General features: G+C 67.4%; 18 protein-coding genes. 5 read left to right on the top strand and 13 right to left on the bottom strand.

Going from position 1 to position 19,411, the window contains the following annotated elements; translation table 11 throughout:
* The first annotated feature begins 2 nt into the window (after positions 1-2).
* The gene (gene mtnK / locus TZ00_RS05265; protein WP_052521311.1) at positions 3-1,232 is read left to right on the top strand and encodes an S-methyl-5-thioribose kinase; all 1,230 of its coding nucleotides are present in this window, start codon (positions 3-5) and stop codon (positions 1,230-1,232) included.
* A gap of 226 nt (positions 1,233-1,458) precedes the next feature.
* Positions 1,459-2,187, top strand: coding sequence for a M50 family metallopeptidase (locus TZ00_RS05260; RefSeq protein WP_044439804.1), 729 nt, complete (start codon positions 1,459-1,461; stop codon positions 2,185-2,187).
* Between the two features lie 19 nt (positions 2,188-2,206).
* On the opposite strand, the gene mtnB is transcribed toward TZ00_RS05260, so the two are convergent.
* Genes mtnB through TZ00_RS05240 form a run of 4 tightly spaced genes read right to left on the bottom strand, consistent with a single transcriptional unit; the run spans position 2,207 to position 5,893 of the window.
* Positions 2,207-2,860 (bottom strand): methylthioribulose 1-phosphate dehydratase, encoded by a 654-nt coding sequence (mtnB, locus tag TZ00_RS05255; RefSeq protein ID WP_238579585.1) that lies wholly within the window; start codon positions 2,858-2,860, stop codon positions 2,207-2,209.
* Positions 2,857-3,585 (bottom strand): acireductone synthase, encoded by a 729-nt coding sequence (gene mtnC / locus TZ00_RS05250; RefSeq protein ID WP_044439803.1) that lies wholly within the window; start codon positions 3,583-3,585, stop codon positions 2,857-2,859. The genes mtnB and mtnC overlap by 4 nt, the downstream gene beginning before the upstream one ends.
* A complete protein-coding gene (locus TZ00_RS05245) occupies positions 3,582-4,808 on the bottom strand; it encodes a phosphotransferase (RefSeq protein ID WP_052521310.1) in 1,227 nt (408 codons plus the stop codon). The genes mtnC and TZ00_RS05245 overlap by 4 nt, the downstream gene beginning before the upstream one ends.
* Positions 4,805-5,893, bottom strand: a complete 1,089-nt coding sequence (locus TZ00_RS05240; protein WP_202965823.1) for a translation initiation factor eIF-2B alpha/beta/delta subunit family protein — start codon at positions 5,891-5,893, stop codon at positions 4,805-4,807. Before TZ00_RS05240 ends, TZ00_RS05245 begins: the two co-directional genes overlap by 4 nt.
* Positions 5,894-6,140: 247 nt before the next feature.
* On the opposite strand from TZ00_RS05240, the gene TZ00_RS05235 reads away from it, so the two are divergent.
* Positions 6,141-7,634 carry an HNH endonuclease signature motif containing protein gene (locus TZ00_RS05235; protein WP_044439802.1) on the top strand — a complete coding sequence of 498 codons (1,494 nt, stop codon included), beginning with the start codon at positions 6,141-6,143 and terminating at the stop codon, positions 7,632-7,634.
* A gap of 68 nt (positions 7,635-7,702) precedes the next feature.
* On the opposite strand, the gene TZ00_RS05230 is transcribed toward TZ00_RS05235, so the two are convergent.
* Complete coding sequence (locus tag TZ00_RS05230) at positions 7,703-8,170, bottom strand: hypothetical protein (RefSeq protein WP_044439801.1); 468 nt, start codon at positions 8,168-8,170, stop codon at positions 7,703-7,705.
* Between the two features lie 262 nt (positions 8,171-8,432).
* Here TZ00_RS05230 and TZ00_RS05225 point away from each other — a divergent pair, with 262 nt between their 5' ends.
* Complete coding sequence (locus TZ00_RS05225) at positions 8,433-8,759, top strand: hypothetical protein (protein WP_152631092.1); 327 nt, start codon at positions 8,433-8,435, stop codon at positions 8,757-8,759.
* Positions 8,760-8,834: 75 nt separating this feature from the next.
* Positions 8,835-10,112, top strand: coding sequence for a hypothetical protein (locus tag TZ00_RS05220; RefSeq protein ID WP_044439800.1), 1,278 nt, complete (start codon positions 8,835-8,837; stop codon positions 10,110-10,112).
* Between the two features lie 43 nt (positions 10,113-10,155).
* Here TZ00_RS05220 and pip read toward each other — a convergent pair whose 3' ends face one another.
* The 8 genes from pip to TZ00_RS05180 form a co-directional block, all read right to left on the bottom strand.
* The gene (gene pip / locus TZ00_RS05215) at positions 10,156-11,115 is read right to left on the bottom strand and encodes a prolyl aminopeptidase (protein ID WP_044439799.1); all 960 of its coding nucleotides are present in this window, start codon (positions 11,113-11,115) and stop codon (positions 10,156-10,158) included.
* A gap of 125 nt (positions 11,116-11,240) precedes the next feature.
* A complete protein-coding gene (locus TZ00_RS05210; protein ID WP_044439797.1) occupies positions 11,241-11,951 on the bottom strand; it encodes a response regulator in 711 nt (236 codons plus the stop codon).
* Complete coding sequence (locus TZ00_RS05205) at positions 11,948-13,315, bottom strand: histidine kinase (protein ID WP_052521308.1); 1,368 nt, start codon at positions 13,313-13,315, stop codon at positions 11,948-11,950. The genes TZ00_RS05210 and TZ00_RS05205 overlap by 4 nt, the downstream gene beginning before the upstream one ends.
* 5 nt (positions 13,316-13,320) lie before the next feature.
* On the bottom strand, positions 13,321-14,145 hold the full coding sequence (locus TZ00_RS05200) for an ABC transporter permease subunit (protein ID WP_044439796.1): 825 nt from the start codon (positions 14,143-14,145) through the stop codon (positions 13,321-13,323).
* Entirely contained in the window at positions 14,142-15,068 is a 927-nt protein-coding gene (locus tag TZ00_RS05195; protein WP_044439794.1) for an ABC transporter ATP-binding protein, read from the bottom strand. Before TZ00_RS05195 ends, TZ00_RS05200 begins: the two co-directional genes overlap by 4 nt.
* A gap of 177 nt (positions 15,069-15,245) precedes the next feature.
* A complete protein-coding gene (gene gap / locus TZ00_RS05190; protein WP_044439792.1) occupies positions 15,246-16,247 on the bottom strand; it encodes a type I glyceraldehyde-3-phosphate dehydrogenase in 1,002 nt (333 codons plus the stop codon).
* A 107-nt stretch (positions 16,248-16,354) separates the two neighbouring features.
* Positions 16,355-17,302: a GlxA family transcriptional regulator gene (locus TZ00_RS05185; RefSeq protein ID WP_044439790.1), complete on the bottom strand. Its 948-nt coding sequence runs from the start codon at positions 17,300-17,302 to the stop codon at positions 16,355-16,357.
* A 45-nt stretch (positions 17,303-17,347) separates the two neighbouring features.
* Complete coding sequence (locus TZ00_RS05180) at positions 17,348-19,387, bottom strand: acyl-CoA dehydrogenase family protein (RefSeq protein ID WP_044440355.1); 2,040 nt, start codon at positions 19,385-19,387, stop codon at positions 17,348-17,350.
* Positions 19,388-19,411: the final 24 nt, after the last annotated feature.

The raw sequence follows: 19,411 nt of genomic DNA, 5'->3' as shown, positions 1-19,411 counted from the left end.
TTATGACCGATTTCAGCCAGCTCACCGTCGACACCGTAGCCGCCTATCTGGCCCAGCGACCCGCGCTCGCCGCGCGCATCCGCACGGATGGGCCACTCGACGTGGTCGAAGTCGGCGACGGAAACCTGAACCTAGTGTTCATCGTGCACGACGAGACCGGCGCATCGCTTGTTCTCAAGCAATCGCTGCCGCACGTGCGCACCGATCCGAGCTGGCCGATGACGCGCGAGCGCAGCGCCCGAGAGGCGCTCGTTCTGCGAACCCACGAATCGGCCGATGCCGAGCACGTGCCCGCGCTCTACGACTTCGACTCCGACTTTTACGTGCTCGCCATCGAGAACCTCAGCGACCATTCCGTCTGGCGCGGCGAGTTGAACGAGGGGCGAGTGCACGGCTTCGCGGCGGCCGAAATCGGGCGCTACATCGCGCGCACCGCCTTTCACACCTCGGTCTTCGGGCTCGACCCGCTCGAGCAGAAGAGGCTGGCCGCGGCCTCGATCAACCCCGAGCTGTGCCAGATCACCGAAGATCTGGTGTTCACCGAGCCCTACATCGACCACCCGCACAATGCGGTTCTGCCCGCGAACGAGCCCGATGTGGCCGCGCTGCGCGCCGACCGCGCGTTGCTGGCCGAGATCGGCATAGCGAAGTACCGGTTCATGACGAGCGCGCAGTCACTGATCCACGGTGATCTGCACACGGGCTCGGTGTTCGTGCGCGATGCGTCCGACGGGATCCCGTCTTCTGTTCGTGCCTTCGACAGCGAGTTCGGGTTCTTCGGGCCCACCGGATTCGACCTCGGCGCGCTGTGGGGCAACTTCGTGATCGCGGCGGCTCGGGCAGTGGCGCTCGGCTGCCCCGACCGGGCATCCGAGATCCTCTCGCTGCCCGCGTCGCTCTGGAATGCGTTCGAGGCCGAGTTCCGGTCACTGTGGCCGTCGCGTCGTGACCCGCGCGTCTGGGGCGACGATGTGCTCGACACCCTGCTCGCCGAGTTCAGGCAGGATGCCGCCGTCTACGCCGGGGCGAAGGCCATCCGGCGCATCGTCGGCTTCGCCAAGGCCAGCGACATCGAGACCCTCGACCCCGTGCTGCGCGAGGGCGCGGCCCGCGGCGTGCTGCGCGCCGGTCGCGCGCTCGTCCTGGAGCGCCGCGCCCTCGACACGGTCGAAGCGCTCTCGGCAGAGACCGCCGCGATCCTCCGCTCCGCAGCAACTCGCTTCGAGTTCTGACACCCCGCCCCTGACCCCTGTCGAAGGGCAGCACATCGACCCGGCACACAAGCACCTTCCCCGACCGATGACTGTGCTTTTCCGCCGGATGGATCCCGCACGCGTGATCGACCCGGCGCGTATGCATCGAAGGTCGGTATTGAGGGTGCATGTGCGTCGAGTCGATGCGCGGCGGAGCCCGCCGCACGCCGAGGGCCCGTACAGCCCCGTCGCCTAGGCTCGTCGGGTGGATGCACTGCTCGCGTTCTGGGAGCGCGTGACCTCCCAGCAGCCCGCCCTCCCCGCTGCGGAGAGCTGGATAGCCATCGCCGTTGCGGCCGCCGTCGTGCTCTTCCCTCCCGGCTGGCGCCTCGCGCGCCACGCCGTCACCATCGCGCACGAGGCCGGCCACGCGCTCGTCGCGATGCTGACCGGCCGAAAGTTGTCGGGCATCCGGCTGCACTCGGACACGTCGGGCGTGACCGTCAGCCGCGGCAGGCCGCGCGGGCCCGCGATGATCGCGACCCTTCTCGCGGGCTACACCGCTCCCGCGATTCTCGGGCTCGGCGCATCCTGGATGCTCGGGGCCGGCTACGCGACCGGCATGCTGTGGGCGCTGCTCGCCGCCCTCGTTCTGGTGCTCGCGCAGGTGCGCAACTGGTTCGGCCTGTGGAGCGTTCTCGTCTCAGGCGTCCTCGTGTTTGCCGCGACCTGGCTGCTCGATGAGCGCTGGCGCGCACTCGTCGCCACCGCCATCGTGGCGTTTGTGCTGCTGGGAGCGCTTCGGGCCACGATCGAGCTGCAGCGGGTGAGACGCGGCGGCCGGGCCCGAAACTCGGATGCCGACCAGCTCGCGCGCCTCACCCACATACCGGGCATCGTCTGGGTGGGGGTGTTCCTGGTCGTCGCGGTGGGCTGCGCCGTGGTGGCCGGCGCCTTCCTCGGCCTGACGCCCCTTCCGAGCATCGCGGGCTGAGCCTGTTCGACTCGCAGGACTACCTCCGAGAGAGCACAATCTGCAGCAGCGCCTCGGTGAGTTCGAGGTGCCAGCGCGCCTGGCGCAGATCTCTGCCCCACGCATAGATGCCGTGGTCGGCCACGATCAGGGCGGGCACATCGTTCTCTCCCGAGGCGGGCCGCACGTACAGCGCCTCGAACGCGTCGCCGAGCACGGTCATGTCCTGTCCGTTGGCGATGACGGGAATCGTCACTGTCTCGCCGTGCGCCGAGTGCCCGATGCCCTTCAGCATCTCCAGATCGCGCAGCACAACGCCCTCGGGCCAGTGGTGCCCCGCGGTCACCGCCGCGAGCGCGTGAACATGGATAACAGCTCCGGCACCGGTGACCGCGGCGATGCGTGCGTGCAGGCCGGCCTCGGCCGAGGGGCGCTGCTCCGATCCGCCCTCGCCGAGCACCCCGACGCCGTCAGCGTCGACGACCACGATGTCGGCGGGCGTCAGCTCGCCCTTGTCGAGACCGGAGGCCGTGACCGCCAGGCGAAGCGGGTCGCGCCCCACGGTGACCGACAGATTGCCGGCCGTTCCGGGCATCCAGCCGCGAGCGGTGAAACGCGCACTCTCGGCGGCGAGCGAGGCGCCGGCACGGTCGAGCACCTCTGCCGTCACGGGCCCGTCTTCGAAGATGCTCACGGCGCCGTGACCTCGACGTGCTCGAATGACGAGACCACGGGGGCGGTTCCGAAGTCGGCGCCGAAGAACGGCTCGCCCTCGCGCGAGAACGCGACCACCTGCCATCCGGCGTTCTGGGCGGCGCGCACCTCATCGGGGTTGTCGGTGAAGAAGACGAGATCGGCGGGCTCAGCCCCGAGGCGCGCCGCGATGGTGTCGTACGAGGCCGCCACCTTCTTGGGCCCGGCGTTCACCGTGTCGAAATAGTCGGTGATCAACGGAGTGAGGTCGCCGTCGGGCGAGTGCCGGAACCACGGCACCTGCGAGGTGACCGAGCCCGAGGAGAAGACCGCGATCTCGACACCGTTGGAGTGCCAGTCGCGCAGTCGCGGAATGACGTCGTCGAAGAAGTGCGAGTTGATCTCGCCGCGACGGAAACCCTCGGCCCAGATCTGGCCCTGCAGCGTCTTGAGCGGCGTGGCCTTCACGTCCTGCGCCATCCAGTTGTGCAGCACGCCCACGACCTGCTCGGTGTCGGCGCCCGACGGCAGCCCCGCATCGGCGATCGCCTGCGCCCGCGCCTCGGCCACGGCGGCGTCGTTCGCGTGGGCGTCGAGCCAGCTCTGCAGGCGGGGACGTGCGTAGTCGTAGAGGTCTCCCAGAATGAACCCGGCGGCGCTCGTCGTGCCCTCCAGATCGACCACGAGGGTGCGTGCGGTCAGCGAGAGGGATGCGGTGTCGGTCACGGTGTTGCTCCAGGGGCGTCGGTCGAAGTCGGGTCGTCGGTCAGGGTGAGGGGTGCGGCAGTTCCGGTCACGATCCAGTGCCGGGCCGCGTCGAAGACGGCGCGCTGTGCTCGCGGTGCCGCGTCGGATGGCAGGCTCTCGAGGTCGGCGGCGTGCGACCAGCCCGCCACCCGACGTATGGCCTCGACGCCAGCGAAGCGCCAGGCATCCGAGCGCACGCTCTCGAGAAAGTCGTCGTCGAAGTCGACCGAGTCGTCGTCGTCCCAGACGTCGACGAAGGCCTGCCAGCTCGCCGCGATCGCGTCTTCACGAGCGGCGGCGAGACCCTCGTGGCCCGCGGCCCGGGCGGCGATGGATGCGATGGCGAGATTCGACCAGAACAGCCCGAGATCGAGACCGATCGGCCCCACGAAGCTGAACTCCGGGTCGAAGACGGTGACCTTCTGGGTCTTCTCGGGAGTCGATCCGATCATGACGGATCCCGAGTGCAGATCGCCGTGCAGCAGCGCCTGCGCGGCGTTCTCGAAGCGCTTGCGCACGAACGCGACTCCGGCCTGCACCTCGCGGTCTTTATAGAGGGCGGCGATGCGCTCGTCGAGCGACGCATGCCACCAGTTGTGCTCGTGTGCGCGAAACGGCTCGTCGAGCACCACCTCGGTGGTCAGCCGGCACAGCTCGGCGTTGGCAGAGGCGGCGACGAGCTCGGCGTGGGCCGGCTCGCCCAGCGCCTGGATGCTCGTGGCAAGGCTGAGCTCGCCCACGAACCGTCCCACCACGTCGCCGACCGCGCCGAAGTCGATGTACGACACCGCCCGCCCGGCCGACGCATCCTGAACCTGGCGCACCAGCTCGTCGCGCAGAACCTCGAGGGCTGAGAGGTCTTCCATGACCATCACGAAGCGGTCGAGGTCGACGTGCACGATCGAGGGCACCGCATCCGGAACCAGCCGGCCCAGCAGCTCGTATGCTCTCGCCTCGGCGCCGATGCGCGCCGGATCGATGGGCCACTCGGGGCCGGCAGCCTGCACGAACGGCGGCGCCTGCTTCACGGCGACACTGCCCCGCGGGCCCGCCGCGATGAACACGCGGTTCATGTTGCCGGCAGTCACCTCGCGCACGGTCACGTCGGCAGGGTTGTCGGCGAGTGAGCCGAGCAGGCCGACGTGTGAGAGGTAGCCCACGACCTCGTCGCGATTCGTGAGCAGGGCGTAGTCGACGGTCACGAGTTCTCTCCGGCGAAGTAGTCGGCGATGTTGCCGGGGGCGAAGTCTCCGCGGTCGGTCACGATGCGGGTGACGAAGCGCGGTGGGGTCACATCGAAGGCCGGATACCACGCGTCGGTCACGAGGCCGGATGCGGTGCGCGTTCCGAGCGTCGACAGCACCTCCGCCGGGTCGCGGTCTTCGATCACGATGTCCGCGCCCGACGCGAGCGTCGCATCCGGTGTCTGCACCAGCGCATAGAACGGAACGTCGAATGCGTTCGCGGCGATCGCGAGGCCCAGGGTGCCGACTTTGTTGGCGATGCTGCCGTCGAGACTCACCCGGTCGGCGGCGGTGACGAGGGCGTCGATCGGGCCGATCGACGATCCCGGGGCGAGGGCCGCCGCGCCCATTCCGTCGGTGATGAGCGTGACGTTCTGGCCGAGTTCCCGCAGGGTGTGCGCCGTGAGTCGGGCTCCCTGAAGGTAGGGACGCGTCTCGGTGGCGACCCAGTCGTAGTGCTTGCCCGCCTCGTTCGCGGCGCCGAGGAGTTCGATGAGATAGGAGTCCATCCAGCAGTGGGTCAGGATCTTCGCGCCGTCGGGCAGCAGTTCGACCGTATGCCGGGCGAGGCGACGGCTGCGCGCGTGATATTCGTCGAGGCCCTCGCGCACGGCTGCGATGGCGCGCTCCACGAGTTCGGCCGTGGTGGTGGCCTGTTCGATCGCGTGCAGCACCAGGTCGACGGCCTCGCGGGGGTGTCCGTTGGTGGGTCGCGCCGTCGCGAGCGCGTGGCCGGCGGCGGCCAGGGATGCGCGTGCCGCGTCGACCGCGAGGCCGCGGGACTGCAGGGCGGCGAGTTCGAGCCCGGCGTACGCGGCATAGAGCGGGCCGGAGCTCTGCGTGACCATCGCTCGGATCGCCTCGGCGACCTCGAGGGGGGTCTCAGCCCGAACCCACTCGGTGTGCTCGGGAAAGACGCGGCGATCGAGGATGAGCACGGCGTGGGCGCCCGAACGCTCGTCGCTGACGAGCCTCACGGAGTCGTCGAGAGTCGCGGCCGGCTGTCTCGCCCCGGCGCGCCCCGGCTCATCGATGTGGGTCACACGTGCTCCTCGTCAGGTCGGCAAAGCCCCCATCGAGAATACCGAGCTTTGGCGGGCACTATCCGCGCGGGTCGCGTAGCGCCTCGCACCCACCCCGCGCCCTGAGCCTGTCGAAGAGCACTCGTTCCGCCCTCGTCCACTCCTCCACAGGCCCACCTCTTCCAGAGCTATCCACAGCTAAAGTAGCTGATCACACCTCGAATGCTCTCGCGAACCCAATGTCGGTGGCTACTGTTTTACTTCTCGTATGGACCTCCTCGACGCTTCCCTCGGCGATATCGCCGCGCGGCTTCGGGAGCTCCTCGATCTCGACCGAGCCGCGGCTGCCGGCACTTCCGGTGACGCTTTACTCGAGGCCGCCCACGACTGGGAGGCAATCGGCCGCGCCGGCGACGCAGCGCGCACCTGGGTCGCGGCGGAGATCGCGAACGAGTCCCGCCGCGAACTCGATACGTCAGGTCTCGCCTACCGGCATGGCTTCCCGTCGGCGAAGCAACTCCTCGCTTCCACGACGAACATCTCCGAACGCACGGCGGCCACCCGCATCAGCCTCGGCCAACGGGTGCGCTCCTCGGTCTCGATCTCAGGCACCCCGAATCCGAGCTTCTTCCCTGTGGTCGAGTCCGCATTCTTCGCGGGCGACATCGGGGTGGACACGGCGGCGATGATCTGCCGCACCCTCTCCGAAGCGGTGAACCGCGTCGGCCGGTCAGATGCCACCGACCATGCAGAGCGGCACCTGGTCGCGGCGGCGACCGCGACCGTGAGAAGCGATCGTGACCCAGATGCAGACGCCGACGCCGAGGCCGACGCTATGGCGAGGCCTCCGATGCTGTACACGGTCGAGGAGATCGGTCGGCTCGCGATCCGTATACGCGAGCATCTCGACCCCGACGGCGCAGAACCCCGAGACACGATAAAGCAGTCCCTTCGCGGCTTCAGTTACCCGAGAGTCGGAGTCGACGGCATGGCTCGCGGCAGATACGCCCTGCCGCCCCTGCAACTGGGAGTGTTCCTGGCCGCAGTCGACTCTATCCTCAGCCCACGCACACCCGACCCCGCCGAGCACGTTGCAGACGCCGACTCGACCGACGGCGGCGTGAGCGCCGAAACCGAAATCTCTACATCAGATGACCAGGTCGTTTTAGACCCGCGAACTGCGGAGCAGAAGCTACTCGATGCCGTCATGACCCTCATCGACATGGCTGCAGCGTCCCCTACCGCATCCCGTCTCAACGGGTCAGCCCCGACGGTGAACGTGCATGTCACCTTGGCAGATCTCCAATCAGGTCGCGGAGCGGGGTGGATCGATGGAAGCACAGAGCCGATACCGATCAGCGCCGTCAACCAACTCCAGTGCGACGGCGACACCGTCACCACCCTCTTCGGAAACCACGGCGAGATCCTGAACCACGGCAAAACACAACGATTGGCGACGCGACGACAACGAAGAGCACTGGCAGCGCGAGATGGCGGCTGTGTCATGCCAGGGTGCACGGTTCCACCGTCGCGATGTCAGGCACATCATGTTGTTCCGTGGGTGAGTCATACCTTCCTGCCCGGGCGCACAGACATCGACAATCTGGCACTGCTCTGCTCTTTCCATCACTCCACGATTCACTCGTCTGCGTGGCAACTCGAGATGATTCACGGCAAACCGCACGTCAGGCCACCCACCTGGCTCGACCGGCAGCGAACACCGCGCCCGGTAGGCCAGCAACGCATCGGCAGGCCATGGTGAAGCACGGCGGTTCGACAGGCTCATAGAACGACATATCCGTTCGTCGAGCTTGTCGAGACTCCGCTCCCTTAGATGTTCGCTCGGCGTGGGCGTCTTGGCTCTTCAGCGGCAGCGCGCATGGCGACAACGGCCACCAGACCGGCGGTGATCGCTGCGGCCAGCATCGACGGCAGCAGATAGAGCCAGATCGCCAACACCTGGAAAAAACCCAACGTCGCAGTCCATGCGATCAAAGTCACAACCCCGACGAGAGCACCTCCGATACACTGTCGAGTTCTCATCGGCATCGATACGGGAAGTCGCCGAACAGCATGGAATACGGCCTTGCACACAAGAAATACGCTCACGAACACGCCCGTGGCTCCTGCTATCGCCCCGATGATCACGAACCCCCAGAAGCTCAAGTTCCCTGATGTCCAGACAGCCGCGTTCACGTTCGCCGCGATGAAAAAAGCACCGGCAGAACCGAGCGCAGGCAAAGACGAGGACGGCCGGTCCGTGTCCGTCCACTCATCACGGTCATAGCGACCAGCCATTGATTCCCCCAATAAAATCCTCGCTTCGTTCCGCAGAGCATATCGATGCCCGGATCAGCCGCGCGAGGGAAGGCAGAAAGACGGCGGCGAGCAGAAAGACCGATGCGATTCCCGACCAAACGAAGGGCAAGTTTCGGCAGAACGACCGGAACTCACGGCAAAGACGATCGAGGCCGCCGGCGGGCCCGTACCTGGGCTGGCCCGCGTCACGATATCGGCGCACCCCGAGTGGTGGAGGCGAGGCCCGTCTAGAGTTTCTAGCATGACGGTTTCCACCCCACGGCCGGGGCGCTCAGCGGCCTCGATCGTGGGACGAGTCGTCGCGGGCGTCGTCAGCCTCGGCGCAGGGATCGTCTTCGTCTTATGCGGCTGGCTCGTGATATCGAGCCGATTCGGCCCGCCCCAGACAGACATGCACGGCTATGGCCTGATCTTCGGCAGCGCACTCTCGACGATCGCCGCTCTCGTTCTCGCAGTCGCGCTTCCCCTGTCATTCAGCCCTCGCCGCCGGCGTCAGGTGTGCGCGTTCAGCATGCCGTTCTTCGTCATCGTGCTCGGTCTCGTGATCGCAGCCCTCGTCACTGCCTAACCGCCTAATCCGCCCGACCCGCCGGGCCGCGCCCTACGATTGGTTGACCACCAGCGCACCGACGGAGAGCAGCACATGCCCACGAGTAAGAAGCGATCCTCAGCGAAGAAGCGCACCGGGGTGTCCCGCTCCGTTGCAACCTCGCCCACCGCGATCTCCGCTCTCACCCTCGCGTTCGGCACCTGGTACCGCGTGCACGTCGAGGGTCTCGACGACCACCCGACTCCCGAGGCGATGCTGGCCTCCTTCTCGCGGCTCACCACGATCACCGCAGGCCTTCCCGGAAAACGCACCCTCGCGCATCCGGTGCCTGACACCCTCGACGCGCTGCTCGATCACTTCGACGAGGCCGACGACGCCGAACTCGACGACCCGCTCTGGGAGGGCGCATCGGTCGTCGACGTGCTCGATCACCTGCTCGACTTTCTCATCGAGACCGAACGCTGGCGCGGCACAACGGCAGAGCTCGAGGAGAGCTCGGAGATCATCCACGAGCTGACCGGAGACGAGGGTGGCGCCGCCTCAGGCTTCTTCACGCTGCTGGTAGAGAGCCTCGAGACCGTGCAGGCCGCTCCGGTCGAGGCGCAGATCGCGTCGCTCGACCGCTGGTCGGTCATCGCCGCCATCCCCGAGTTCCTCGCATGGATAGGCGACAAGAAGACCCTCACCGCGACCGGGGCCCTCCGAACGGCGGACATCCCGGTCGTCGCCACCATGCTCGGGCTTGCGCCGCAGCGCCAGGTTCCCGGCGGCAGCATGTGGGATTCGCAGCCACTCTCGGCCTGGTGGTACGCCCTCACCGAGTCGCGCATCATCGCAATCGACGGCGCGTCCCTGCGTGCGGGCTCAGGCTTCGACGCGTGGACCGGCGACGATTCGAAGGCCGAGGCGGCCCTCGACCTGCGCGTGGCGTTCGTGCGCCACTACCTCACGTGGTGGCTCACCAAAGAGCTGGATGCCGACACCGAATTGGGTTCGGAGGTCACCATCCGGGTCATCGGCCAGCTCTGCGTGGCCCTCTCGCCCGATCTGCTGCCCGGCGCATCCGTTGACGCCCTCAACCTCGTCTTCGATGACGCGCGGCCCGATCACGACGACCCCGACGACGAGGGGCTGTTCGGCGACGACGATGAAGAACTCTCGGCCGAGGTGCACCGCTTGTCGAACGAGTACGCCTCCGAGCGAACGATCGCCGTGCTCGCAGAGCTTGCCGCCTCTGGTGCGTTGACCGAGACGCCTGTGCCGGCCGGAGGCATCCGCTATGCCGTCGAGCCAGACCGGGCGCACGCATTCTCTCGGGCGCTGCAGTTGGCCGTCGGAGGCTTCGTCGACGACGAGAGCCCCGCTCCCTGAGCTTGTCAAAGGGCGTTTCGACAGGCGCAACGAACAGCGCGGGTTAAGCCGCGAAACGGTCTGTCGCCTCGATCAGCGCATCGAGGATGCCCGGTTCGTCGAAGGCGTGGCCCGCGTCGGGAATGATACGGAACTCTGCGTCGGGCAGCGCCTCATGCAGATCCCAGGCGGTCACCGCCGGGGTGCACAGGTCGTAGCGGCCCTGCACGATCACGGTCGGAATGTCGCGCAGCACTGCCGCATTCGCGATGAGCTGGCCGTCCTCCATCCACCCCGCATTCACGAAGTAGTGGTTCTCGATGCGCGCGAACGCAAGCGCATAGGTGGGGTCGGCGAACGCCGCCACTAGTTCGGGTCGCGGCAGCAGGGTGATGGCGGATGCCTCCCACGTCGCCCACGCGACCGCCGCCGGCCCGTGCACGGCCGGGTCGGGATCATTGAGCAGACGATGGTAGGCCTGGATGAGTGACCCGCGCTCGTCGACCGGAACCGGCGCGAGGAAGCCGGGCCACAGATCGGGCAGCACCTCGTTCGCCCCGGCTCCTTCGTAGAACCAGGCCAGCTCGGAGAGCCGGAGCGTGAAGATCCCGCGCAGCACCAGCTCGGTCACGCGGTCGGGATGCGTCTCGGCATACGCGAGCGCGAGGGTGCTGCCCCACGAGCCGCCGAACACCTGCCAGCGGTCGATGCCGAGGTGCGTGCGCAGCCTTTCGAGGTCGGCGACCAGGTGCCAGGTCGTGTTCGTTGTCAGGTCGAAGCCAGACTCGCTGACGTGCGGCAGGCTGCGACCACAGCCGCGCTGATCGAGAACGACGATGAGGTAGCGGCTCGGGTCGAACAGGCGGCGATGAGCCGGGCTGGAGCCGCCGCCCGGCCCTCCGTGCAGAAACACGACGGGCTTTCCCTCTGGGTTGCCCGACGTCTCCCAGTAGATCGACTGCCCATCGCCCACCTCGAGGAGTCCGGAGTCGAAGGGAACGATTTCAGGGTAGAGGGTGCGCATGCTCTCGATTTTACGGAGCGCGCACGGCCCTCGGCATCCGTGCCTGTTGCCCGTGACGACGGATGTTGCCGGTCGCCCGGGCACATTCGTCGCCACGGGCAACACTCAGCTACCGCGAGGCAGCGCTAACGCCCGACGAGCCCCGTCTCGTAGGCGAGGATCACGGCCTGAACCCGGTCGCGCAGCTCCAGCTTTTGCAGAATGCGGCCGACGTGGGTCTTCACCGTCGACTCCGACAGCACGAAGCGCGCCGCGATCTCCATGTTCGACAGCCCTTCGCCGATCGCAGTCAGCACTTCCAGTTCGCGCTCTGTGAGCACGGCCAGCCGCGCGGCCGAGGCTGTCTGCGAGGGCCCGCCCGACGCATCCGGAAGACTGTCGCCGAACATCGTGAGCAACTCGCGGGTGATGCGCGCCGACACAGCCGCATCTCCGGATGCGACGGCCCGGATCGCCGAGACGAGTTCGGTCGGTCTGGCGTCCTTGAGCAGGAATCCGCTGGCTCCCGCGCGCAGGCCGGCGAACGCGTACTCGTCGAGGTCGAAAGTGGTGAGAATGATGATGCGACTCGCCGCCTGCTCGCGCACGATCTCACGCGTCGCCTCGATGCCGTCGAGAACGGGCATGCGCACATCCATGAGAATCACATCGGGACGCAGCGCCCGAGCCTGCCGCACCGCGTCGCGGCCGTCGCCGGCCTCGCCCACGACCTCAAAGCCGGGCTCGGACTCGAGCACCATGCGCATGCCCACCCGCAGCAGGGCCTGGTCGTCGACGAGCAGGATGCGCACGGCCGGGTTTTCGGTGGCGCCGGCGGGATCGGGGGCGAGACTCATAGCGGGGTGCTCTCTTGTCTGGATGAAGGGTCTGAGGGGTGAGCTGCCGTCGGAATTCTCGCGTGCACTCGCCAACCGCGGGGTTCGATCGGTCCGGCGTCGACGGTGCCGCCGTAGAGCGCCACGCGTTCGCGCATGCCTATGAGTCCGCGGCCCGAGCCGACAGAGACCGTCGCGGAGTCGGCTGCGGTGCCGAGTCCATCGTCGCGCACGATCACCTCGGTGAGGCCAGCGGTCGTGAAGTCGACGGCCACCTCGACTCGTGACGGTGTTCGTGCGTAGCGCAGGGCATTCGTCAGAGCCTCCTGCACGACCCGGAAGACCGTGAGCTGCGTGGCCGATTCCTCGGGCACTGCGCCCGAGACCGTCAGCGTGATCGGCAGGCCCGCGGCGCGGTACGAGTCGATGAGGGGGCGCAGCTCGTCGAACGTGGGCTGCGGAGCCAGGGGAACGGCACCGGTCGCGGAGGGCGCGCCACCGGGGCCTTCACCGGAGGCCTCCGTCAGAACTCCGAGCACTCGGCGCATGTCGGTGAGCGACGTGCGGCCGATCTCCGAGACGTGCGCCATGGCATCCATCGCCCGGCCCGGGTCGCTGGTCGCGGCGCGCGTCGCGCCATCTGCAAGGGCGATCATCACGGTCAGGCTGTGGGCGACGATGTCGTGCATCTCGCGGGCGATGCGGGCCCGTTCGGATGCCGTGGCGAGTTGCGCCTGCTGGTCTCGCTCGCGGGCCAGCTGAGCCGCGCGGGCGAACAGCGCATCCATGTATCGCACCCGATTGCCTACGCTGATGCCGATCAGCGTCGCGATCACGAACATCATGCCGTAGCCGAAGAACGCGACAAGCGCTATTGCCACGTCGAGCAGGCCAGCGGAGAGCGCGCCGATGGTTGCGACGATGGTTCCGATGATCGTCCAGAGCCACGCCGATCTCGCCGATCGGTAGACCGCGAGCGCATACAGTGCGATGACCATCGCGATGACCCCGACCGACGAGCCGGTGCTTCCCGGGATCACGGCAAGCAGGAGTGCGCTCGAGATTCCCGCGAGAATGCGAGGAATGAAGCGGCGGAACAAGATGGCTGCCGTCGTTCCGAGCGAAAGGATGGCCGACATCAGAACCCCGGCGATCGGCATAGAACCGTTCGCAGACGCGAGCACCGACCCGATCGACGCGTAGTAGAACAGGCCCATCAGCACCGAGTCGATGATCCACGGGTTGCGGCGGAAGAACGTGCGGATGAAGCCGGGCGGCTTCGGCAGGCCGAGCCGCTGCGGATCGTAGTCCTCGATCCGCCTCGGCCGCAGAACGCGCGACGATCCAGCCTGGGCCTGGGGCACCATGGCTGGATCGGTCGACACGAGAGCTACGCGTCCCTTCGCTTCATCAGAACTGCCGCGGTGGCGATGAACACGGCGACCCATCCGAGCATAACGAGCAGCGCCTGCCATGGTTCGAAGGTTCCGCCCCAGTAATAGAGGCCCTGTCCGGCCGAACTGGGGGTCCATCCGGCCAGAGTGTTCGCCCAGGCCGCCGGAATCACCACGAGAATCGTCGGAGCCACGAGCAGTAGTCCAAGGCTGGCCGCGATACCGCCCGGTGTCGAGCGCAGCGTCGCACCGATACCGAGCGAGATCAGGCCGATCATCACCAGGAAGGTGGCTGCTCCGATGAAGTGCAGCCACAGCGTGCCATCGAAGGGGTTGGCCTGCACGCCGGCTCCGGCAAGGATCGGCATCGTGACGAAGTAGGCCACAACAATGCTGACCAGAGTCACCACGAACGTGGCGATGGAGAAAACGATGGCCTTGGCGGCGAGCACGGGCAGACGGCTCGGAACAGCCATGAACGACGAGCGGATCTGACCGGTCGCGTACTCACCACTGATCACGAGCACTCCCAGTACAGCAATCACCAGCTGACCGAAGATGAGCCCCACCGAGGTGACGCTCACGGCCGCGTCCGTCGCCTGGGCGCCGGAGATCTCCCCGAAACGATCGGTCGCGGTCAGCGAGAAGAGCACCGCCATGCCGATCTGAATGGCGACGATGATTCCGAACGACCACCAGGTGGAACGCAGGCTCCGCAGCTTGATCCACTCGCTGCGCAGAATGCCTGTGGCGCTGAGGCCACGGCTCGACGCGTCGATGTGGCTCGAGCGGGCGAGGGCGGGTTGGGCAAGGGTACTCATCGGACAACCTCCGGGGTGACGGACTGCGTGTGGTATTCGACTTCGTCTGCGGTGAGACGAAGGTAGGCCTCTTCGAGAGAGCCGGTGACGGTGGTCAGCTCGTGCAGCACCAGACCGTTGGATGCGGCGACGCCGCCGATGGTCGCGGCCGAAACGCCGGCCACGTCGAGCGTCGAGCCGCTCGCCGAGGTGATCTGAACATCCGGAGCGGCGAGCAGCCGGGCGAGCTCGGCCGCCTGTGGGCTGGAGACACGCACAGAGGTGACCGCGCCCTGCCCGACGATGTCGGCTACAGGAGCGTCTGCGATCACGCGACCCCGTCCGAACACGATGATGTGATCTGCGGTCATGGCCATCTCGCTCATGAGGTGACTCGAGAGCAGAATGGTGCGACCCTCGGCGGCGAGGTGCTTGAGCAGCCCGCGCACCCACAGAACACCCTCGGGATCGAGGCCGTTGATGGGCTCGTCGAGGATAAGGGTCTGCGGGTCTCCGAGGAGGGCCGCCGCGATGCCGAGCCGCTGCCCCATGCCGAGCGAGAACCCGCCCACGCGTTTGCCTGCCACGGCCTGCAGACCCGTGAGGTCGATGACCTCGCGCACCCGGGCCGAGCCGATGCCGTGGGTGGCGCCGAGGGCGAGCAGGTGGTTGTAGGCCGAGCGGCCCGAGTGGATGGCTTTCGCGTCAAGCAGGGCTCCGACCTCGTGAAGAGGGGCGGAGTGCTCGGCGTAGAAGTGGCCGTTCACCCGAACGCTGCCGGACGTGGGCCGGTCAAGCCCCACGATCATTCGCATCGTGGTGGACTTGCCCGCGCCGTTCGGGCCCAGGAGGCCCGTGACCTTGCCCGGCCGCACCGTGAAGCTGGCGGCATCCACCGCTGTTCGTTGGCCGTAGCGCTTGGTGAGGGACTGTGCTTCGATCATGTCGATCTCCTGTCGATTCACGTCTGTATGCCTGTGCTGTCTACAGGCAGGTGTGGAGGAGGCCGACCCTCCCCCACTTCTTCGAGGCTAGAAGTGGGCGAGGTGTGGCGAATCGCCCGAGAGGACGGTCTTGATCGATGCGTGTCGTACCGGGGTACTAGAGCAGCCCCGCGGCGTCTACGCCACCCGAGCCATGAGCTCGAGCGTGTCGATCACTCGATTCGAGAAGCCCCACTCGTTGTCGTACCAGGCGACCACCTTGATGTGCCTGCCGTCGACGCGGGTGAGAGCGGAGTCGAAGATCGCCGACGCCTGTTGGTCGACGATGTCGCTCGAGACGAGCGGCTCCTCGGAGTAGTCGAGGATGCCCGCAAGCGTGCCGGATGCGGCCGTGCGGTACGCGGCGAGAACCTCGTCGCGGGTGACATCGCGCGACACCGTCGTGTTGAATTCCACGATCGAGCCGACCGGAACGGGCACACGGATCGAGTCACCCGAGAGCTTTCCCTCGAGCTTCGGCAGCACGAGCCCGATGGCCTTGGCAGCACCGGTCGTGGTGGGTGCGATATTCACGCCTGCAGCCCGTGCGCGGCGCAGATCGCGATGCGGACCGTCCTGCAGGTTCTGCTCCTGTGTGTAGGCGTGCACCGTCGTCATAAAGCCGTGCTCGATACCCGCCAGATCGTCCAGCACCGCGGCGAGCGGCGCGAGCGCATTGGTGGTGCAGGAGGCGTTGGAGACGATCACGTGGCGCGCCGGATCATAGGCGCCGGTGTTGACACCGAATGCCAGCGTCACGTCTGCACCCTCCGATGGCGCGCTCACCAGCACCCGTGCGGCGCCGGCGGCGAGGTGCGCTCGGGCGGCATCGGCCGAGGTGAATCGGCCCGTGGCCTCCAGAACGATGTCGACGCCCAGCTCTGCCCAGGGCAGGTCGGCCGGCTCGCGCTCGGCAAGCACCCGGATACGACGGCCGTCGACGAGCAGGTCGGTGCCGTCCACCTCGACGGTGCGGTCGAAGCGACCGTGCGCGCTGTCGTACTTGAGCAGGTGGGCGAGCGAGTCAGGGGCGGTGAGATCGTTGATAGCGACGACCTCGAGCGCGCTGTCGCGATCGAGCAGAGCACGCAGGGTGTTGCGCCCGATACGACCGAATCCGTTGATGGCAATGCGAGTCATGGAAGGTTCCTTTCGTTCCGCCTCCCATGTTCGGCGGGCTTGTGCGCCTTCACCAGTGGCTGGAAAGACGCGATACGAAAGGATCTCGCCACATGTGCGATGCGACCTCAGGCGGAGAAGGTATGACGGTATTCGGTCGGCGATGTGCCCAGGATGCGCCGAAAATGCAGTCGCAGATTGGCTCCGGTTCCCAGCCCCACCCGGGCCGCGATCTGCTCCACGCCGAGATCCGTGCTCTCGAGAAGCTCACGGGCGACGTCGACCCGTGCCCGCAGCATCCACTGCATGGGCGTGTAGCCGGTGTCTTCGACAAAACGGCGCGAGAAGGTGCGGGCGGAGACGCGGGCGTTGCGGGCGAGCATATCGAGGGTGAGCGGATCCGCGAGGTGGGCCAACGCCCACTCGCGAGTGGTTGCGAAGAGGTCACCGAGAGGCTCGGGCACGCTACGCGGCACATATTGCGACTGCCCACCGCTCCGATACGGCGCTGCGACGAGACGGCGCGCGACGTGATTCGACAGCGCGACGCCGTGGTCCCGGCGTATGAGGTGCAGGCACAGGTCGATGCCAGACGCCGCACCGGCCGAGGTGAGCACATCGCCCTCGTCGACGAAGAGCACGTCCTCGTCGACATGCACGAGCGGATGCTTGTCGGCAAGCGCCCGCGTGTAGTGCCAGTGGGTGGTCGCCCGCTTGCCATCGAGCAGGCCGGTCGCCGCGAGCGCGAACGCCCCGGTCGAAATCGCAGCGAGCCGCGCACCCCGCTCATGGGCTGCCACCAGGGCGTCGACCACGCTCGACGGAGGATCGATCTGTGCGGGCATCCGGTAGCCGGGAATGAAGATCGTGTCCGCCTGCGTGAGAGCCGTCAGGCCATCCGCCACGTGATACGAAAGACCGTCTCCTCCTGTCACCGGGCCCGGAGCCGCGCCGCACACTCGAACGTCGTAAGGCATACTCGGGCGGTTCGAGAAGACTTGCGCGGGGATACCGACATCGAGGGGCTTCGCCCCTTCGAGCACGAGCACGGCGACACGGTGGTTGCTGCTGGCCATGTTCCCAGCTTGCCCCCTTCGACAGGCTCAGGGGGCGGCGAGGGGCTAGATGCGCTCCTTCTGCTTCTTCGAGAGGGTCTTCTCGTCGATGGGAGCCTCGCCCGACGCACGCTGCTCGGCGTAGTAGCCGCGCGCCTCCTTCTGACGAGTCGCCTCAGCGCCCGTCGCGATCGACGCGCGGATGTGCTCGGGGCCGTAGCCGAACGCATCCACCAGATCTTGGGCGTGCGGCCGCAGTCGCGCGATCAACCGGTCGATGTACGCCGTGACGGCCTGCGCGCGCTTCGGCGAGAGGCGGCCGTTGATGAGGTACCACGCCAGGTGCTTCTCTACGAGGCCGAGGCCGAAGAGGTCGCGCACCCAGGTGAGCACGACCCGGGTGCCCTCGTCGTCGATCTGGTCGAGGGCATCGGTGAACGCCTCCCACTGCAGCAGTTCGGCGTGGGCCCTGGCCGCATCGATGACGGCGCTCTGATTGGCGTTGAACAGGTCTGCAGCGGCCTGCTTCGAGGATTTCGTTCCCGGGCGCAGCCTTCCGGCGACCTCGGCCACCATCGTCTCGACCCGGTCGGTCAGCAGGGCGCGCTGCGCGCCCGTCTCGCGCAGCTGCTCGACGCTGCGAGCGACAGAACCCCTGTCTGACAGGTTCTGCGCGAGCGTGCGCAGTCCCGTGCCGCTGACCGTACGATCGGCGGCCTGCTCGACGACGTAGCGAGCGAGCACACCCACGTCGGCCTTGGCGAAACGGTGGCTGTAGTCGGTGAGCAGGCGCTTGGCCACGAGCTGCAGGAGCACGTGATTGTCGCCCTCGAACGTGGCGTAGACATCGAGGTCGGCGCGCAGCCCTACGAGGCGGTTCTCGGCAAGGAATCCGGCGCCGCCGCAGGCCTCGCGGGCCTCCTGCAGCGTGTCGAGCGCGTGCCAGGTCGACAGCGGTTTGAGCGCAGCAGCGAGGGTCTCAAGGTCTTGCCGGTCGGCATCCGTGTCAGTAGCGCCCGAGAAGACGCCGTCGAATTTGGTGAGCAGCTGCTCGTGCGCGAAGCTCGCCGCATAGGTGGTTGCAAGCAGGGGAATCAGCCGGCGCTGGTGCACCTGGTAGTCGAGGATCACCTCTTCGTCGGTGTCGCTTCCAGCCGTGAACTGTCGGCGTTCGTTGCCGTAACGAACGGCGATCGCGAGCGCGACCTTGGCCGCGGCGACCGATGCCCCATCGAGCGAGACGCGGCCCTGCACCAGGGTGCCGAGCATCGTGAAGAAGCGGCGTCCGGGACTCTGGATGGGCGACGAATACGTGCCGTCGACATCCACATCGCCGTATCGGTTGAGCAGGTTCTCGCGCGGGATGCGCACGTTGGTGAAGTGCAACCGGCCGTTGTCGATGCCATTCAGGCCGCCCTTGAGCCCGTCGTCTTCGCCGCCGACACCGGGGAGGAACTGCCCGTCGGCATCGCGAAGCGGCACATAGAAGGCGTGCACCCCGTGGTTGATGCCCTCGGTGATGAGCTGGGCGAACAGCACGGCCGCGGTGCCGTGAATGGCGGCGTTGCCGAGGTAGTCCTTCCAGGCGCCGCGGAACGGAGTGTCGATCACGAACTCCTGGCTACCCACATCGAAGGTCGCCGTCGTGGCGATGGCAGCGACATCGGAGCCGTGACCGGTCTCGGTCATGGCGAAGGCGCCGGGAACCTCGAGGCTCATGATCGCGGGCAGGAATGTCTCGTGGTGATACTGCGTGCCGAGATGCAGCACGGCGGCGCCGAAGAGGCCCCACTGCACGCCCGACTTGATCTGCAGCGACGGGTCAGCGGTGACGAGCTCTTCGAACCCGGCGATGTTGCCGCCGTGGTCGTCTTCGCCGCCGAGGCTCTTCGGAAAGGCCTTGTGCACTCCCCCGTGCTCGACCAGCAGCTCGAGCTGATGGAAGACGGTGTCGCGGTGCTCCGAGAGCGTCTGGCCGTCGACGCGCTGCATTTCGGGGCGGCCAGTGAGCTTGCGGGCGGCGATGCGCGCATCCGCCCAGGTGCCCAGCAGGTACTGGCCGAGCTCGGCCGTGTCGATGCGCGCATCCACCTTGTCGACCGCCATGCCACCCGAAGTCTCGTCGAGCTT

It is taken from the genome of Agreia bicolorata (assembly GCF_000938265.1).
Taxonomy (GTDB): domain Bacteria; phylum Actinomycetota; class Actinomycetes; order Actinomycetales; family Microbacteriaceae; genus Agreia; species Agreia bicolorata.
The sequence above is the reverse complement of the archived record's forward strand: the minus strand, read 5'-3'. Positions and strand labels throughout refer to the sequence as shown.

Coding starts and splice junctions, on each gene's coding strand:
- TZ00_RS05180 (WP_044440355.1), bottom strand. CDS start 19,387: ATGGCGGTCGACAAGGTGGATGCGCGCATCGACACGGCCGAGCTCGGC.
- TZ00_RS05220 (WP_044439800.1), top strand. CDS start 8,835: ATGCCCACGAGTAAGAAGCGATCCTCAGCGAAGAAGCGCACCGGGGTG.
- TZ00_RS05195 (WP_044439794.1), bottom strand. CDS start 15,068: ATGATCGAAGCACAGTCCCTCACCAAGCGCTACGGCCAACGAACAGCG.
- TZ00_RS05210 (WP_044439797.1), bottom strand. CDS start 11,951: ATGAGTCTCGCCCCCGATCCCGCCGGCGCCACCGAAAACCCGGCCGTG.
- gap (WP_044439792.1), bottom strand. CDS start 16,247: ATGACTCGCATTGCCATCAACGGATTCGGTCGTATCGGGCGCAACACC.
- TZ00_RS05230 (WP_044439801.1), bottom strand. CDS start 8,170: ATGGCTGGTCGCTATGACCGTGATGAGTGGACGGACACGGACCGGCCG.
- TZ00_RS05185 (WP_044439790.1), bottom strand. CDS start 17,302: ATGGCCAGCAGCAACCACCGTGTCGCCGTGCTCGTGCTCGAAGGGGCG.
- TZ00_RS05235 (WP_044439802.1), top strand. CDS start 6,141: ATGGACCTCCTCGACGCTTCCCTCGGCGATATCGCCGCGCGGCTTCGG.
- TZ00_RS05200 (WP_044439796.1), bottom strand. CDS start 14,145: ATGAGTACCCTTGCCCAACCCGCCCTCGCCCGCTCGAGCCACATCGAC.
- mtnK (WP_052521311.1), top strand. CDS start 3: ATGACCGATTTCAGCCAGCTCACCGTCGACACCGTAGCCGCCTATCTG.
- TZ00_RS05225 (WP_152631092.1), top strand. CDS start 8,433: ATGACGGTTTCCACCCCACGGCCGGGGCGCTCAGCGGCCTCGATCGTG.
- pip (WP_044439799.1), bottom strand. CDS start 11,115: ATGCGCACCCTCTACCCTGAAATCGTTCCCTTCGACTCCGGACTCCTC.